Genomic DNA, 16,288 nt, shown 5'->3' on the forward strand with positions numbered 1-16,288 from the left:
GAAGACCGGCCTGGGGTGGTAGCCGTCGGGGCCGCCAGGCACATCAACTCCGCTTGGCGATGACCTGTGACTCCGGCTCGTCGGTCCCCGGGGAGCCGGGGCCGCCGGCAGCCGACGGGGGCGGGCCGGTCAGGGACCGGGCGATGACCGCCGAGCCGCCGCCGTGGAGCAGCACGCTGCCGAGCACCGTCAGGGTCATGGCGTACAGGGCGGTGTCGGCGTACTGCCCGTCCGGCAGAGCGTTGAACGCGAGCAGGCCGAACACGATGGAGGTGGTGCCGCGTGGTCCGAGCGCGCCGACCATGAGCCGTTCTCGCCAGGTGAACGTGGAGCCGAGGAAGGCGAACATGATCGGAAGGATGCGCACGACGGTGAGCGCGGCGGCGCAGAGCACGATGGTGGGCCAGTCGATGCCCTCGCCCACGGCGAGCACCACGGCGTTGCCGAAGAAGAACCACATGCACATCGTCATCATCGAGTTGGTGTCCTCGATGAGCTGGAAGTCCGAGGCGTGGGGAGCCGAGGCGCCCCGCCGACGGACCGGTGCCTGCCTGACGTAGCGGAAGGCGATCCCGCACACGAACGAGGCCACGAAGCCGTTGCCCTCCATCGCCGTGGTCACGGTGTAGGCGAGCAGCGGTGTGACCAGCACGACGATCCGCCGTGACTGCTCCGTCATCCACTCCGCGCGGTCGGCGAGATTGATCAGCCACGCCACCAGCGCCCCCACCACGAAGCCGGCCACGAGGGCCTTCAACGCGAACGGCACGGCCGTGCCGAGGGCCTGCTGGGGTGTGCGGGTGACGGAGTTGGTGCCGACGAGGATCAGCGCGAACAGGAAGAGGGGCGACACGATGCCGTCGTTGTAGCCGCTCTCCACGTTGAGCACGCTGCGCACCCTCGCCGGGATCCGCCGGTCGCGGACCAGCGTCTCGGCCGGGGCGAAGTCGGTCGGGACGACGATGCACGCGATGAGCAGCAGCAGCGCCACCGGAAGCCCGGGCAGCAGCAGCGTTCCCAGCAGCACCATCGTGATCAGGCTCAGTGGCAGGGCCACGAGCAGTGCCCGCGCGGCGGAGCCGGGGTCGTTGCCGAACAGTCGCCCGCCCGGCAGTTCGGTGGCGTCGACGAACAGCAGGACGGCCAGGATGACCTCGGCCACATGCTGAGCGACCTCGGAGTTCAGGGTGACAGCGATATGGCTGTGGGTGAACACGCCCGTGACCACGCCTGCGAGCACCAGTACCAGAGGAGCCCGCACATGCCGTTGCTCCAGCCGACCGGCGACCAGCGACCACCCGGCCACCACCGCGGTGATCACAATCAGGACAGAGATCATTTGAATCCGCTTCAGAACTCGGAACAGGCCGGCGGCCGCCCCACCGGGACCTCCACAAGTGCGTCGACCGGCGTGAGCACAGGCAGACGCTACAACGGACGAGGCCCGGCAGACAGCACCGGCCCTTACCGCTGTCAGAGGCGCCGGGCCCCTCGCAGCCCCTGTGTGTAGTAGCCGTCACCGTCGAGCCGTGAGGTGCCGCCCTTGTCACCCATGGTGGGGCCGCCCGCGTTCTTCCGGCTGGAGATGAAGCGCGGGTGGTCGGCGGTGTCCAGGCCGAGGTAGATACCGATGTGGCCGATCCGTTTGCCGGGCAGCTCACGCGTTCGAAAGAAGACCAGGTCGCCGGGCTGGAGCTGCTGGATGACGGCGGGGCGGCGGTCGGTGAGGGGAATGACGGGTACGCCGAGCCGCCCGTGGGCGATCGCGTCGGGGGTCCGCTGCAGCCCGCTGCCCGCCGCGTTGTCCCTGCTGCTCAGCGGGAACCCCGAGCGGTATCCGTACACCAGCCGGATATAGCCGGAGCTGTCGACGGAGCGCGCGCGGTCCTTCTCGGGGCGGCGGGTGACCGTGTCGGGGAAGGTCCAGGGGATGCCCAGGTAGTCGTAGAAGTCCGATCCCGTGCGCGGCTTCGGCTTCCCTGGCGCAGCACGCCCGGAGCCGCCGGCGGTGTCGGGTGTGTAGCGGGCGGCACCGCTGTATTTGACTCCCGCTGCCGTCGTCCGGACCGGGGCACCGGCGACGTAGTCGAAGGCCGTGGCGAGGATGTCGGGGTCGCGGCTGCCGAGCCGGGACGTGATCCAGGTCCTGAACCAGCCGCTCCGCTCCGCGCCACGGGCCCAGGGCTTGGGCAACAACCGCACCCAGCTCTTGGTGACGACCTCGGCATCCGTCGTACGCGGCTCCGCGAAGGTCCTGCTGGGCCCGGTCAGTACGGCCGTGCGGGCGCCGTCGGTGAACGTGGCGACGACGGTGCCGCGCGGGTCGCGTGCCACCGTGCGGGCGGGGTTGCCGATCCGCTCGAAGTGCAGCGGGCCGCTCCTGACCCGGATTCGGTCACCCAGTGATGCCTGTGATGCCCTTGATGTCTGCGTTGCCGGTGGGGCATCCGTTTTGTCGGTACGGTGCTTGAGCTGCAGGGACAGCTCGCAGCTCGCCGCGAGCAGGACGGCTGTCACCAGGAACAGGACCGTGTTCTTCCTGGTCAGGGAGAACCTACGGATTCTGGGCAGGAGGCGTTTCACTGGTCAACTCCGATGGGGGGAAGGGGAGATGGCGCCGCAGGTCGGTGCGGGGGCGGCTCATTGCGTGGGCAGGGCGCCCAGCAGCAGCCCGGACACCAAGATCACGTAGGTGGCGAAGGTGACCGCGCCGGTGGAGAGGACCGTCGCTGTCTTGGGCTGCCTCTCCAGCTGGTAGGCGATGAGACCGGGGACGATGAACCCGAGGGCCTGATGGGCGAACAGCAGCGGGAACTGCTGTTGGAGCAACAGGGAGAGCCCGGCCTGGAGCAGGACACCGGTGAGCACGACGGCGGCGAACAGCCGCTTGCCGTAGAGGATGACGAAGCGCTGCAGCAGCTTGGTCAGCAGGTAGGTCAGGCCTGCCACGGCCGCGACCATGGCGGCGCGCCGCAGATCGTCGACGAGGGTGAGGGCGAGCCAGCCGGGGGTGATCATGCCGCCCGGTGAGAGGTTGGTGGTCAGGTAGCACAGGAGGGAGAACACCAGACCGAGTGCGATGCCGATGGCGGCGATCTGCGGCGTGACTACTGCGGGGATCAACGGGATGCTCCGTGGGAGGAGTTGTGGTGGGCGCCGGGCGATGTGAGGACGTCGCTCGGATCGGCGGGGTCGGCGGCGGCGAGGTAGTCGGGCGGCAGTGCCGCGAGCCGCTCCAGGAAGAGTTCGCCCTGGCCGTGGATGTTGCCGATGGCGACGACCGAGGCGTCCGGCCCCAGGTGAGCCAGCAGCTCCGTGGTGAGCTGGTCGGGGTCGCGGCGGTCACCGCCGAGATCGACGACGTTCCCGGTCCAGTGCGTGGGTATGGCGTCGGCGGCCGACTTGGTGGGGTGGCCGATGAGGAACACCGTCTCCGGGTCGAGCTGGGGGATGAGCGCGCCCATCTGCCCGTTGCGCTCCACACGGTCGGGACGGCAGTTGATGACGACGTGCAACGGACGGTGGATCGCGCCCAGTTCGAGCAGCTGCTTGATGTTCATCAGTGTCGACTCGGGGTCGTTGGCGGCGAAGACGTTCGCGAAGCGCAGTTGCTTTCCGTCAGGGGTGCGGTACCGCTCGACGGACAGCACACCCGGGTCCGGCGGCGCCTCGTACATGCCCTTCAGCGCGATCGCGCGGTCGACGCCGAGCAGTTCGGCGACCGCGATGGCGATGGCGACGTTCTCCTTGAAGGTGAACCAGCTGAAGCCGCGCAGTTCCTCGTCGGTGACCGTTTCCGGGTCGGCGTAGACCAGCTTGCAGTTCCGGGCGTCGGCCTCCTCCTGGAGGATGTGGAAGCGCTCCTTCTCGGCGGTGACACAGATGCCGTCCTCCGGCATCGAGCGGCACAGGGAGCGGGCCACGTCGTCCAGCGTCGGGCCCATCTCGGCGAGATGGTCCTCGCGGACGTTGCAGAGCACGCCGATGGTGGAGCGGATCAGCTTGGACTGGTTGATCTCCTGGAGTGCAGGCATGACGGCCATGCACTCCATGACCAGGACATCGGGCCGGTAGCCGGCGGCCCGCCGGACGATGCCGATCTGCTCCACGACGTTGGCGATGCCGAACTTGCGGTAGACCGGCTCCTCGGTGGCATCGGGGTGGATGAACCGGGCCGCGGTGCCCGTGGTCTTGGCGACGGTCACCAGGCCGCTGCCGCGCAGCGCGCCCGCGCACAGCCGGGTGATGGAGGACTTGCCGCGAATGCCGTTGACCAGCACTCGGGTGGGTATGGCGGCGAGATTCGCGTCATGGCGGCGCTGTTCGACGATGCCTGCGACGAGCAGGCCGGCGCAGCACGTCGCGAGGACGCAGTACAGGAAAAGCAAGGCGGGTCAGCTCCTGGGACCGGGGCCGGACGGCGAAGTGGAGGGGGAGGGCGCCCCGTCCGGGGAACCGGGCGCGGGCGGTGCGTCGGTGCGGGGCAGTCGCTGTCTGATCAGTTCGAGGCTGCGGGCGATGGATCCCACCTCGTCGTGGTAGCGCGGGTAGAGCACCGTTCGGCGGTCCCCGGCTGCCAACGCCTCGGCGCCCTGGGCGACTTCACGCAACGGACGTACGACGACGAGGTACAGCCAGCCGACGCAGAGGGCGCCCGTGGCCACCCCCAGCAGACCGACGAGCATGATCCGCCGCTGTGCCTCGTACTCAGGCAGGCCGATCCAGAACACCGGCCTGATCGAGGCGACCTTCCAGCCGAGTGCGCCCGCGACGCCCAGCTTGTTGTTGAACGGCGCCACGGCGGCCACCGCCGGATCCCTCCAGCCGAGCAGCAGCTCGGCGGAGCCCTTGGTCGTGCGGTCGTCCTTCATCTGGGCCCGCAGCCGGCTGTCGGAGACCCGCCCGAAGGCCACGAACCCCTTGTTGGACGCGATGACCCGATGCTCGGAGTCCACAAGCCACACCGAGCCGAGACCGGGCCGGTCGAGGATGCCGGTCAGGTACTGGACCTTGAACTCGCCCACGACATAGTGGCGTCCGGATGTCGCCGTCCCACCCTTGACCGGCTGAGCGGCCACGGCGGCGAGCACCGGCTCCGTGCCGGAGGTGTTCGTCTGCCTGACCCCGGGCCTGATGCGGACCTTCGTCGGGGTACGGGGTTCGTCCCCCGCGCGGGCGAGGATCTTGCCGGCGCCGTCGACGACGTACAGGGACCGGTACCGGCCGTGCTGCTCCAGGGACCTGTCGAGGGCCTTGCGCGCCTCCTCCGACCGGGAAGCGTCGATCACGGTGGCCAGATGGGTGAGGTCCGCGTATCCGTCGTTGATCCCCCTGCGCACGCGATCCGCCGTCGTCTCGGTGCGTTGCCGCTGGTCGTCGGAGATCAGCCGGGGTACGACCGCCGCCGGGTGCGGCAAGGTGCTGCCGAGCGTCAGCAGCATCGACGCGGGCCAGGCCAGCAGAGCGAACGCGCACACCACAAGGACGGTGCGCAGTCCGAGCCGGCGCCGGACCTTGCCGGTCCCACGCGGAACACGCCCCTTGGCCGATGGCTGCGCGACCGTGTCCTGCGACGGCCCGCCCCTGCCGCGGAGTTGAAGGCGCAGCGCCTCCAGTGCGGCGCCGATCCGGGCGGGTTCTCCGAAGCGGGACACGTGGACGGGAGCCGTGAGGTCACCCGAGCCGAGCCGCTGCGCGTCGCGGCGCAACCGCAGCACAGGGCGCTGCACCACCAGGTGGAGGGCGGCGGTGACTCCGGCCGCGAGGGCCAGGAGCACGGCCGCGGCGAGGAGGGCGAGACGCAGGTCACCGGTCCCGGCCCCATGGCGCTCGGTCTGCACCGTCGTGACGACCGTCAGTCCGAGTCCGCCGCTCGGACTCTCCTTCGAGGCGAGCCCCCGGGCCACTGCGGCGTACCCGACGGCGGTACGGGTGTTGCCGTCCGCTGCCCGGACGAGGCTGCCGCTCGGACCGTCGAAGCCGCCGGCGGCGGCGGTGTCCGACGGTCCCCTGCTCTGCGCCTGGCGGGAGGCGGAGCCGGCCAGCGACTTGGCCTGCTCGGTGCCGGCTCCCGGCCCGGCCGAGGTGAGGGTGGCCCCGTCACGGTCCACGACGTTGAGCGTGTGCTGCTTGCCGACGGAGATGCCCGGCAGCTTCACGCTCTGGGAGGCGACGAGCAACTCCTGCCTGCCGCCTTGCGACAGCGTCGCAAAGGCCAGCAGCCGGGTGACGCCCGAGTCGTCCCGCACCAGTCTCGGTGGCGGGTTCGCCGGCAGTCCCCGAAGGTTCACCTTCCCGAGCGGTAGGGCCTCGCCCTGCGCGGCGAGCAGCCGACCGGTGGACTGGTCGACGACGGCGGTACCGCGCCACTTGGGGTAGGTCTGGTTGAGGCGGGTCAGCATTCCGTCCGCCGGTGCGGACTTGGAGCCCGCGAAGTCCGCGGCCGCTGTCCGCAGATCGGTGACGCTCTGGTCGACGGCGCCCTGCAGCGCGACCGCCCCGTCCTCGGCGATGTGCTGCTGGGAGCTGAGGACGGCCTCGGGAACGCCGCGTTCGGCATCGCTCCCGACGGCGAACACCGTCAGGCCCGCGACGAGCGCCAGCAGAACCGGCAGGGCCGCCAGTGGCGGGCGTACACCTCCTAACACCGCCATGTCCGCGCGACGCCGAGCGGGGCGCAATTTTGATATCGGGGATCGGGTGGTGGTCAAGAAGAATCCTTTCCAGGAAAGAAGTTCTCGACCTGTCTGACGACGGGAATGCTTCGCCGGTTTATCGGGGAGGTGTGACGGCGCTCACCTAAAGAATGCCACAGCCATCATGACCTGCCGGTTTGGACACCTGTGAGCATGGTGAATTTAAGCTTCACGAAATGCAAACAATTGCGATGGGCCACCCCGCGAACGGGACGACAATTACCCGCAAGGATTATTTTGCATTTCTTCTGCCTCGCCCATCCCGCAGTCGGCTGTTTCACCCCCGCCGATCGGCGGGGGTGCGGCAGTCGTAGAGGCCGAAGTTGCCCCTGGTGCGCCAGCCGTAGGCCCCGGAGCGGATGCGCTTGCAATGGGACTTCACCCACGTCGTGGCGGGGGTGGTGGGTCGCAGGTGGGTGAGCAGCACGTAGCGGAGTTGGTGGGTGGCGATCAGGCTGCCGAGCTGCGGGGCGCTGGGGAAGGGGGTCTTCCCGGTGAACCCGCCCATGACGAGCACGGGTTGGGACTGAGCGCGCAGCAGACGTTCCGCGGGGTAGGCGGCCTGCGTCGCGAGCAGGTACTTCTCGCCTCTGCGGTGCGCGATGAGGTAGTCCAGCAGGGCGGTGTCGCGCGCGCTGGGCCGGTCGAGCTCGGCCCGGCGGAGAGCGGACGGGTCGTGGAGAGCCCTGTGGTGGAACTCGCCGACCGGACCGGCCGTCGGGGACGTGGAGGCGCCCGCGTAGCGCGGGTCGAGGGACGAGACGGCCCAGCCGGCGGGTACGAGCAGAGTGGCCGCGATTCCGGCGGCCAGAGAGCCTTGGACCAGCCGCCGGGAGGCGCGTGACCCGCCGGACCACAGGCCGAACGTCCCGCACACCGCGAAGATCACGGCGAACACCAGCAGCCGGGAGGCGAACCAGGTCGGCCTGTCGAGTACGAGCGCCCAGGCCACCGTCAGCACGATCGCCGACGGCAGCCACAGCCGTCGTCGGCCGCCCGCCTCGTACGCGGACCAAAAGAGCGCGAGGCCGCCTCCGGCCAGCGCGGCGATCGCCGGTGCGAGCACGGCCGTGTAGTAGACGTGATTGCCGTTGGAGACGCTGAACACCACGGCATGGACGGCGAGCCAGCCGCCCCAGAGGAGGAAACCCGCACGCAGCGGGTCGGTCCGCGGCCGGCGGGCGCGCCAGATGAGGGCCGTGACGACGGCGAGCACGGCGAGCGGCAGGAACCAGGCGATCTGCGGGCCGACGGTGTGGTTGACGAGCATCCCCCAGCCGGTGTTTCCGGTCATGCGGCTGGCGGCGGTGGCCGGGACGGCGCCGAACGCGGTGGCGTCGTCGCTGAAGCGGCTCAGGCCGTTGTAGCCGAAGACCAGGCTGAAGGGGTTGTTGTTCGACGTGGCGTCGACATACGGGCGGTTGGCCGCGGGAGTCACCCACGCGATCAGCGCCCACGAGCAGGAGACGGCCAGCGTGACCGCACCGCTCAGCAGGAGGCGCAGAGCCCTCTGCAACGGCGGGTTGGGCGCGGTGAGTTGATACACCACGGCGAAGACCGGCAGGACGAGCCAGGCCTGCAGCATCTTCGTCTGGAAGGCGAGCCCGACCCAGACGCCACACGTGATCAACGGGAGCAGCCGCCCGGTCCGTGCCGCCTTCTGCAGGGCGCCGGCGGCTGCCACCAGCAGGAGAGTGAGGGCGGTGTCCGGGATGGTGGCCCTGTTCAGTGCCACGGTGACCGGAGTGAAGGTGAGCGTCAGCGCGGCGATCAGCGCGGCGAACGGCCCGGCCCATGCCCGTACGATCCGGTGCAGCAGCCATACGGTGAGCACGCCCTCGATCACATGGGGCAGCGCGGCCGCCCACGTGTGCGGCCCGAAGATCCATACGGAGAGGGCATCGGGCCAGAAGGCGCCGGGCACCTTGTCGAGGGTGATCGAACCGCTGGTGTCGAGACCGCCGAAGAAGAAGGCCCGCCAACTGGTGGCCATCGACCGTATCGCCGCGCTGTAGTAGGGGTGGATCGCGGCGTGCCCCATGCCCCAGGCGTACAGCAGTGCGGCGACGCCCAGCACCGCGGCCAACGCAGGGCGTTCCCAGCGCGCCGGAGCTTCCGGCCGGTCGGCGCAGCGGTGCGATTCCCGGCGGAGGCCATGGGAGCCGGTGCTCCGGGCTGTGGGGATGACGGCCATGGCGAAGGTCCTTGAAATCAGGGTTGAGGCGGAACACGCTCGGACTTCTGGTGGTGCCCGCCCGAGGCTCAGCGGACGCGATTCGCCAGTTTCGTGGCGTTGTTGAGCAGATACTCCAGCGGTCCGCGGCGGAAGAAACGGGACCAGACCGCCGCGAACACGGTGGCCCCGGCGATGAAGCAGAGGAGCAGCGCGGCGGAGGCGGACTGCGGCGGGGTGGCCGCTTCGCCGGGCAGGGCGAGGATCACCAGGATGTGGCCCACGTACAGGGTCAGGGACATGGTGCCGACGGCGATGACCGGCGTTGCCAGGCGACGCAGCCACGGCAGTCGGTACAGGGCCACCGTCAGGCACAGGAGCACGGTGATCGCGATCCCCAGGCTGCCGATGAGGTCGAACGTGGAACCGGTGTGCGGCTCGGCTGCCAGGAGCCCCCATGCGTCGGGGCCACCCAGCCCACCACCGACGGGCGAGTCGAAGGATCCCGATGCCATGGCGGCGTCCTTCATGGCGCCTGGGTCCTTCATGGCGCCGAAGTCCTTCATGTCAGGCATCCCGGCCATGACCTTCTGAGCGCCGCCGGTCAGCCGGAGCGCCAGCCACGAGACGCCGTATCCGAACGAGATCAGCGCGGGACCGACCACGGCCAGCCGCCGCTGCACAGCGCCGGAGCTCAGATCCAGTCGGCCCAACGCCATGCCGGTGACCACGAACGTCATCCAGGTGATCGCCGGGTAGAGGCCGGTGAGCAGGAGGTCGAGCACGCCTACGCCGCACAGTCGCGCGATCGGGTCGTACGAGTCGATGCTGTTCACGACCGACTCGCTGAGCAGCGCCCGGATCACGTACGCCACCTGCGGTGTGACGACCGCGAGCGTCGCCGCGATGATCGCGAGCGTTCTGGCCCGTAGCCGCAACAGGGGCAGGGCCAGCAGGAAGTACACCGCGTAGAAGTTGAGGATCCCGGCGCCGCCGAAGTTGGTCATCGCCAACGCGCTGCCCAGTACCAGCAGGATCACGGCCCGGATCACGATCCGGGCCCTCGCCTGCCGGCCGGCCAGTCCGGTCTTCGGCTCAAGGCGACCGGCGATCAGCATCAACGAGAACCCGGCGAGGGTGGCGAACAGCGCCGACGCCCGGCCGCTCGCCAGCTCCAGGAACCAGTCGCCGACGCCGCCGCCTGGCGTGGGTGCGGGGCCGACGTGCACGGCGAACATCCCGAACACGGCCAGTGCACGGGCGAGGTCCACCCCGACCAGCCGCGCCAACGGCGCGGGGCGTTCCGTCGCCGTGGCGGACCCGGGTGAGGGTAAGGGCCGGGAAGGCGTCTTCTTGGCGCTTTCGATCTCGGTCACCGGGACAACCCTGCCGAGGCGGTGGGCGGTCGACCATCCGCCGGGCTTCGGGAGGTGCCCCGCCGGTCGGCCGACCGACCCCCTCCGACTGGCGGGGGACGGTCTCGGCCGTACATGAACGACTGTGGCCGCCGACCTGGTTGCCGGGATGCCGCGAGTCAGCAGGCTCACCACGACAAGATCATGCCTCCCATGGGGGCGAACCAAGGAGGTCCGAGCCTTTCGGTCGGTGGCTTCGCCCTCCGCCCGACGGCGGCAGCCCATCTGTGAAGCGGTGCTCCGAGAGGCCGCCGAAGCCGGCTCCTGGTGGCCGCCACGGCCGACCGGCAGGGACTGACGCTTCGTCCACCACGACCGGGGCTTCCCGTGCATCGCCGCCCTGACGGGCCGGGCATCTCACTGGTACGGGAATCCTGCGCACTCGCGAAAGGTCCTCCGGCTGCATCTCCGAACCGGCCGAGTCAGACGCGGAGCCCGCTCGCATGTCTCCTACCCGCCGCCGCGCATGTCTCCTACCCGCCGCTACTCGAAGCCGTGCCCACAGCGTGCCCATAAGAGCGGACAACCACGGTGAACAGCGATGCGCAATCAGCCCTCGAAGCTGCACCGCAAGCGATGTATCCCCAGGTCAGAAGCGGTGTCGCCGTTGAAGCGCCGTCACTTCCCAAGCTGAGAGCGCGAGTTCGATTCTCGTCACCCGCTCCATGTTGAAACCCCAGGTCAGCGGCCTGGGGCTTGTTTGTTGTCCAGGCCATTTTGGGGTGATGTGCCCCCGCGGAGTTGTGCGGCCCGAGCTCGCTCAATGCCAGCCCGTCCGGCGCTCGAGGACGAGGGCAAGGTCGTCCTCGTCCGGTTCGAGATCTCCTTGTCGTCGGTCAAGGGTGCTCGTGGGTGGCCCCTGCTCCCCCGGATGGCCATCCAGCTGTCCAACTCCCGGGAGACGGCCGCTGTTTGAGGGCCGGCGCTACGACAGCGGCTTTTGCTCACCCTGCGCGGCCCGCAGGTCGGCCAGCAACTCGGCCTGCCCGGCGAGCACCCCGGACAGGATGGTCCGTGCGACCCGCAGAAGCTCCGCGACCTGCGGGCTGGTCAGCGAGTAGTACACGGTCGAACCCTCCTTGCGGGTCTTGACCAGATTCGCCCGCCGCAGCACGGCCAGCTGCTGGGACAGATGAGCGGGCTCGATACCCACCTCGGGCAGCATCTCCGCGACCGCGTGTTCACGTTCGCTCAGCAGCTCCAGGACCCGGATACGGGCCGGATGGCCCAGCGTCTTGAAGAACTCGGCCTTCAGTTGGTACAGCGGCGTACTCATCGTGCCGTCCCCTCCCCGACACAACGGCACGGCCCCTCCGGCCGGAGCACGGCGCATCGCATCCACCCACTCGTCAAGAACATGCGGACCATCCTCGCCTGCGGCACCGGCCACGCCGAACCCGGATGCGAGTAACCAAGCCGCTCGAATCCGGCCACCGAGGAGGATGCCTGCACCGTCGGGCCGGCACACGTGGAAATCCGCCCGGGACGTCGTCCCGGGCGGTCGCCACAGCAGGGTGTCGGATCAGACCTTCTTCACGACGCTGGACTTGAGCTGCATCGCGCCGAACCCATCGACCTTGCAGTCGATGTCGTGGCCGTCCACGCCGTCGACCAGGCGGATGTTGCGCACCTTGGTGCCCGCCTTGATCCCGCTCGGGCTGCCCTTGACCTTCAGCGTCTTGACGACCGTCACGGTGTCACCGTCGGCGAGCACGTTACCGACCGCGTCCTTGATCACCCTGCTTCCGGAGGCGCCGTCCGCGGACTCCGCGGACGGTGACCACTCGTGCCCGCACTCCGGGCAGACCAGGAGCGCACCCATCTCGTAGGTGTAGGCGCCGGAGCATTCGGGGCAGGGGGGAAGGTTGTCACTCATGGCACAGGTGTCTTTCAGTCAGTGAGCGGATACGGGGGTCAGGTGGGCCAGCCGTCGGTGCGCCACGCCTGCTGTGCCTCGTCGGGAGGCGACATGTGGCGGGCGTGGACGGAGAGCGCGGTGGCCAGGTCGCAATGGACGGGGATGTCCGGGCAGTCGCCGGGCGGGACGAGCGAGCCGTCGGCGGGGATGGCGGCCAGTTCCAGGCTGCGACCCGTTCCCGCGAGGCGGCGTGCGGTCTCGGTGATGGCCAGCTGGCCTTCCGCGGACCAACCGCGCAGTTCGGTCAGGTCGAGGATGACCGGTCCGGTGCCGCGGGCGACGACCCAGCCGACCGCTCCGTCGAAGCGGCGGACCGCCGCCGGGCCCAGGTAGCCCGCGACGGAGAGCACCCCGAAGCCGTCCTCGACGGTGTAGCGCCACTCGATGGTCATGACGGTGAACTTCCTTGTGTGTGCGGCCCGTTGAGGTCAGAGGGGGAGAGTTGTCCAGATGCTCTTGCCGTCGGCGTCGCCGTGCACGGCGACGGTGCCGCCGAGTTGCCGGGTGAGCTCCATGACCGTGCCGAGACCGCCACTGGTGCCGGTCGCGGCATGGTGCAGCGAGGGCTGGTGGGGGTGGCGGTCGTGGACGGCGAAGGCCAGGCGGCCTCCGCTCGCCGCATACATGACCATGATCTGCGGGGACACCTCGGCGGCGTGCCGGACGCTGTTGGTCACCAGCTCACTGAGGATCAGCAGCGCCGCGTCCACGACGGGCCGGTGCAGATCTATCCCCCACTCGACCAGCGCCTGTTCGGCGGTCTCACGGGCGAGACGGACGGCGGACGGCTCGTTGGGCAGGGTTAGCACGTGCCGGTACGGAAGGGCATCGAGAACGGGGGCCATCATGTCTCCTGGCGGGCGAGGCGGAAGCCGGTGACGCTCTGGGGGTTCAGGCGCAGCAGAGTGTCGTGCGGGCCGTGCGTCCAGCCCGGCAAGGTGCGGCGGTGATGGTCTGTCTCGTCAGCGTCGCTGAGCACGTCGGCGGGACCATGGACGGTGACCGTCCAGCCGGTGCCGTGCACCGCCCGGATCTCGTCCACGTGGTACGTCACCGTGGCAGGCATCGCCGCCGCCTGGACGGGGGCCCGGACGATCAGTCGGCCGTACTCCCACACATGCCGGGCCGGCCGTACGACGGTCAGCTCCCGCTGCTGGTACACCAGCCGCCCCAGGCTGCTGCCTTCCAGCAGCCACAGGGCCTCCGCTCCAGAGATGTCCACCAGTCGCAGGGGGGCGGGGGCAGTGCTCATCGGACGGCTTCCTCGCCAGCGGTTCGGGGCTTCTGGGCGGGTACGGCGGTCAGGACTCCGGTCGCCTCCAGGTGGTCGCGGGCGGCCCGGATCGCCTCGGGGGTGGTGGCGTGCTCCCGGCCGTCGTGCCGCAGCAGTTCCAGCGCACCGACGGAGTCCAGGACCTGGCGCTGGCCGGTGCGAATCCCGGAGGCCAGGACGAGGATGCCGCGCCGCTTCAGTTTCTCCACGGCGTCCTTGAGGACCAGCGCGCCGGTGGCGTCCATGGTCGACACCCGCGACATGCGCAGGATGACGACCCGTACGTCGGCCACCTCGGTCAGCTCCAGCAGGAAGCGGTGCGCGGCGGCGAAGAAAAGCGGCCCGTCGATGCGGTAGGCGACGATGTGCTCGGCGAGGAGGGCGTGTTGTTCGGCGCTGTGGTCGCCCCGGTCGAGCGGGACTTGGTCGAAGCGGGCCTGCTTGGCCACGGCGCGCAGGGCGAGGGCACCCGCGACGACCAGCCCGATGATCACCGCGTACACGAGGTCCAATGCCAGGGTCGCGACCGCGGTGAGGACGAGGATCAGCGCATCCGAGCGGGTGGCCTTGGCCATCGCCCTGAGCGAGCCGACCTCCACCATGCGGACCGCGGTGGCCAGCAGCACGCCGGCGAGGGCGGCGAGCGGGATCCTGGAGACAAGGGGAGCCGCAGCGAACACGATCACGGCGAGGATCGCGGCATGGGTCAGGGCGGCCAGCCGGGAGACGGCACCTGTGCGGACGTTGACCGCGGTCCGGGCGATCGCGCCGGTCGCGGGCACCCCGCCGAACAGCGGGGCGGCGATATTGGCCAGCCCGTGGCCGAACAGCTCGCGATCGGGGTCGTGCCGCTGCCCCACCGTCATGCCGTCCGCCACCGAGGCGGACAGCAGGGACTCCAGGGCCGCGAGCGCCGCCACGGCCACGGCCGGGGCGAGCAGGGTGCTGAGCGAACCGAGGTCCAGGAAGCCGAGTGAGGGCGCGGGCAGCCCGGACGGAAGGTCGCCGATCGGCTGCGCCGCGTCCAGGCCCGCGACCTGGGAGACGGCCGTAGCCGCGATGACCGCGAGGATGGAGAACGGGACGGTCGGCCGCCAGCGGGCGCCCACCAGCATGACCGCGGCCACCGCGACCGCGAAGCCGACCGCCGTCCAGTTCGGATCCCTCGCGAACTCCACGACGGCCCGCCAGGTCACCACCAGCACACGATCACCCTCGGCCTTGGGCACCCCGAGCGCGTTCGGGACCTGCTGCAGTCCGATCACGCAGGCGATCCCGAGAGTGAAGCCCTCGACCACGGGCGCGGGCACGTACTGCATGTACTTGCCGGCCCGCAGCGCTGCCAGCACCACGAGCATGACGCCGGCCATCAGCCCGACGGTCAGCACGCCGGTCGGCCCGTACTCGCCGACGATCGGCACCAACACCACGGTCATGGCCCCGGTCGGCCCGGACACCTGGAGGTTGGACCCGCCGAACAGCGCGGCGAGCGCGCCGGCGACCACGGCGGTCGCCAGTCCGGCCTCGGCACCGAGACCGGAGGAGACACCGAAGCCGAGAGCGAGCGGCAGGGCCACGATCGCCACGGTGAGGCCGGCAAGCAGGTCCCTGCGCGGATCGCGCCGCATGTCCGCCAGGTCGGCGCGGGTGGGCATGAGTGCGGCGAGCCGGGCCCCGGCCCAGCTGATCCCCGAAGTCATCGCGCCGCGCCCTCGGCTTCCCGCAGCTCTGCCAGCAGCTCGCCCTGCCCGGCGAGCATCTCGGTCAAGATCCGGCGCGCGGCCCTCATCAGATCAGCGACGTCCCCGCCCGCCAGCTCGTAGACCACCGTCGAGCCCTCCCGGGTCGAGGTGACGATCCCGGAACGCCGCAGCACCGCCAGCTGCTGGGACAGGCCGGACGGCTCCACCTCGATGGCGGCGAGCAGGTCCCGCACCGGCAACGGCCCGTCCTGCAGCAGTTCCAGAACGCGTATGCGTACCGGATGCCCCAGCATCCGGAAGAACTCGGCCTTGGCCTGGTACAGCGGAACAGACACAACCCCTCGGCTTCCCTGCAAACCCCACCCCACGGGGGCGGGCACAAAGGCTGTGCCCACGACTACCGGGCAACGTACACAGCCAACTCAGCATCTAACTAATTGCGAAATTTTGCAATTCCGCATGAGTGGCTGATGGGCTGCATCGCAACGGCACTCACTCGTCGACGCCTTGACTGCGATCGGGGCTCTTGGGGCCGGGCAGGGACGTGTGGCGCCGTGCCCACTGCGTGCCCGTAAGAGCGGAGAACCGCGGTCATCAGCGGCGCGATCCGTCCCTCACGGCCACCCCAAATGGAGGACATCCGCGCAGGTCAGAGCCAGACGGCCCGCCCAAGCGCCATCGCTTCCCACTGAGAGCGCGAGTTCGATTCTCGTCACCCGCTCCATGTTGAAACCCCAGGTCAGTGGCCTGGGGTTTGTGTCTTGGTGCGCGTTGTTCGGCTGTTTTCAGCGCGCCAGGTGCACGAACAATGGGCACGTGGAAGGTACAGGAGCAGAGCGGCGGACGTACCCGTCAGGATCCCAGCCTTGTAATGTGGCGTTGACCTGCGGCTTCACGGTTCAGTTCGCAACCTTCTTGCTCCAGAAGACCTCAGCTCGCCATTCCCAGGGCGATGCGCCGGTGTGGCAACGGAGTGGCGCCGAGCCGTGCCCCCGCTTCCGGCGTGTGTCCGTGTGTTGGTGAATGCCCTGGCCGACCTGCACCTGGCCCGCCCTCGGATGCCGCGGCCACTGTACGACCAGGCCCCGCACCTGGCGTAGGCTGCCGCCCA

At 69.9% G+C, this 16,288-nt stretch carries 15 protein-coding genes; 1 reads left to right on the forward strand and 14 read right to left on the reverse strand.

Annotation, left to right across the window (positions count from 1 at the left end; genetic code table 11):
* Nucleotides 1–43: 43 nt before the first annotated feature.
* From POF73_RS11945 to POF73_RS11975, 7 genes are all read right to left on the reverse strand, one after another.
* Complete coding sequence (locus tag POF73_RS11945) at nt 44–1,339, reverse strand: cation:proton antiporter (protein ID WP_272114603.1); 1,296 nt, start codon at nt 1,337–1,339, stop codon at nt 44–46.
* A gap of 134 nt (nt 1,340–1,473) precedes the next feature.
* Nucleotides 1,474–2,583 (reverse strand): NlpC/P60 family protein, encoded by a 1,110-nt coding sequence (locus POF73_RS11950; RefSeq protein WP_272114604.1) that lies wholly within the window; start codon nt 2,581–2,583, stop codon nt 1,474–1,476.
* 57 nt (nt 2,584–2,640) lie between these two features.
* On the reverse strand, nt 2,641–3,123 hold the full coding sequence (locus POF73_RS11955) for a poly-gamma-glutamate biosynthesis protein PgsC/CapC (protein ID WP_272114605.1): 483 nt from the start codon (nt 3,121–3,123) through the stop codon (nt 2,641–2,643).
* Nucleotides 3,120–4,388 carry a poly-gamma-glutamate synthase PgsB gene (gene pgsB / locus POF73_RS11960; RefSeq protein WP_272114606.1) on the reverse strand — a complete coding sequence of 423 codons (1,269 nt, stop codon included), beginning with the start codon at nt 4,386–4,388 and terminating at the stop codon, nt 3,120–3,122. The genes POF73_RS11955 and pgsB overlap by 4 nt, the downstream gene beginning before the upstream one ends.
* A gap of 6 nt (nt 4,389–4,394) precedes the next feature.
* A complete protein-coding gene (locus tag POF73_RS11965; RefSeq protein WP_272114607.1) occupies nt 4,395–6,710 on the reverse strand; it encodes a HAMP domain-containing protein in 2,316 nt (771 codons plus the stop codon).
* A gap of 262 nt (nt 6,711–6,972) precedes the next feature.
* A complete protein-coding gene (locus POF73_RS11970) occupies nt 6,973–8,889 on the reverse strand; it encodes an ArnT family glycosyltransferase (protein ID WP_272114608.1) in 1,917 nt (638 codons plus the stop codon).
* Between the two features lie 68 nt (nt 8,890–8,957).
* Nucleotides 8,958–10,244 carry a DUF418 domain-containing protein gene (locus tag POF73_RS11975; protein WP_272114609.1) on the reverse strand — a complete coding sequence of 429 codons (1,287 nt, stop codon included), beginning with the start codon at nt 10,242–10,244 and terminating at the stop codon, nt 8,958–8,960.
* An 802-nt stretch (nt 10,245–11,046) separates the two neighbouring features.
* Here POF73_RS11975 and POF73_RS11980 point away from each other — a divergent pair.
* Nucleotides 11,047–11,199: a hypothetical protein gene (locus tag POF73_RS11980; RefSeq protein WP_272114611.1), complete on the forward strand. Its 153-nt coding sequence runs from the start codon at nt 11,047–11,049 to the stop codon at nt 11,197–11,199.
* A 9-nt stretch (nt 11,200–11,208) separates the two neighbouring features.
* Here the strand turns inward: POF73_RS11980 and POF73_RS11985 are convergent, their stop codons facing one another.
* The 7 genes from POF73_RS11985 to POF73_RS12015 all read right to left on the reverse strand — a co-directional run bounded on the left by POF73_RS11985 (nt 11,209) and on the right by POF73_RS12015 (nt 15,512).
* Nucleotides 11,209–11,559, reverse strand: coding sequence for an ArsR/SmtB family transcription factor (locus tag POF73_RS11985; RefSeq protein ID WP_272114612.1), 351 nt, complete (start codon nt 11,557–11,559; stop codon nt 11,209–11,211).
* A 246-nt stretch (nt 11,560–11,805) separates the two neighbouring features.
* Complete coding sequence (locus POF73_RS11990) at nt 11,806–12,159, reverse strand: zinc ribbon domain-containing protein YjdM (protein ID WP_272114613.1); 354 nt, start codon at nt 12,157–12,159, stop codon at nt 11,806–11,808.
* A gap of 38 nt (nt 12,160–12,197) precedes the next feature.
* The gene (locus POF73_RS11995; RefSeq protein WP_272114614.1) at nt 12,198–12,593 is read right to left on the reverse strand and encodes an anti-sigma factor antagonist; all 396 of its coding nucleotides are present in this window, start codon (nt 12,591–12,593) and stop codon (nt 12,198–12,200) included.
* A gap of 36 nt (nt 12,594–12,629) precedes the next feature.
* Nucleotides 12,630–13,046: an ATP-binding protein gene (locus POF73_RS12000; RefSeq protein WP_272114641.1), complete on the reverse strand. Its 417-nt coding sequence runs from the start codon at nt 13,044–13,046 to the stop codon at nt 12,630–12,632.
* Entirely contained in the window at nt 13,046–13,453 is a 408-nt protein-coding gene (locus tag POF73_RS12005) for a pyridoxamine 5'-phosphate oxidase family protein (protein WP_272114615.1), read from the reverse strand. Before POF73_RS12005 ends, POF73_RS12000 begins: the two co-directional genes overlap by 1 nt.
* Entirely contained in the window at nt 13,450–15,174 is a 1,725-nt protein-coding gene (locus POF73_RS12010; protein ID WP_272114616.1) for a SulP family inorganic anion transporter, read from the reverse strand. Before POF73_RS12010 ends, POF73_RS12005 begins: the two co-directional genes overlap by 4 nt.
* A complete protein-coding gene (locus POF73_RS12015) occupies nt 15,171–15,512 on the reverse strand; it encodes an ArsR/SmtB family transcription factor (RefSeq protein WP_272114617.1) in 342 nt (113 codons plus the stop codon). The genes POF73_RS12010 and POF73_RS12015 overlap by 4 nt, the downstream gene beginning before the upstream one ends.
* Nucleotides 15,513–16,288 lie beyond the last annotated feature (776 nt).

Origin of the sequence: Streptomyces sp. HD (assembly GCF_028369295.1) — a bacterium.
In the GTDB taxonomy this organism is placed as follows: domain Bacteria; phylum Actinomycetota; class Actinomycetes; order Streptomycetales; family Streptomycetaceae; genus Streptomyces.

Bases quoted from the DNA above. Each gene is read 5' to 3' on its own strand.
- POF73_RS11945 (WP_272114603.1), bottom strand. From the start codon at position 1,339: ATGATCTCTGTCCTGATTGTGATCACCGCGGTGGTGGCCGGGTGGTCG.
- POF73_RS11970 (WP_272114608.1), bottom strand. From the start codon at position 8,889: ATGGCCGTCATCCCCACAGCCCGGAGCACCGGCTCCCATGGCCTCCGC.
- POF73_RS11980 (WP_272114611.1), top strand. From the start codon at position 11,047: ATGCCAGCCCGTCCGGCGCTCGAGGACGAGGGCAAGGTCGTCCTCGTC.
- POF73_RS11985 (WP_272114612.1), bottom strand. From the start codon at position 11,559: ATGAGTACGCCGCTGTACCAACTGAAGGCCGAGTTCTTCAAGACGCTG.
- POF73_RS11990 (WP_272114613.1), bottom strand. From the start codon at position 12,159: ATGAGTGACAACCTTCCCCCCTGCCCCGAATGCTCCGGCGCCTACACC.
- POF73_RS11995 (WP_272114614.1), bottom strand. From the start codon at position 12,593: ATGACCATCGAGTGGCGCTACACCGTCGAGGACGGCTTCGGGGTGCTC.
- POF73_RS12000 (WP_272114641.1), bottom strand. From the start codon at position 13,046: ATGGCCCCCGTTCTCGATGCCCTTCCGTACCGGCACGTGCTAACCCTG.
- POF73_RS12005 (WP_272114615.1), bottom strand. From the start codon at position 13,453: ATGAGCACTGCCCCCGCCCCCCTGCGACTGGTGGACATCTCTGGAGCG.
- POF73_RS12010 (WP_272114616.1), bottom strand. From the start codon at position 15,174: ATGACTTCGGGGATCAGCTGGGCCGGGGCCCGGCTCGCCGCACTCATG.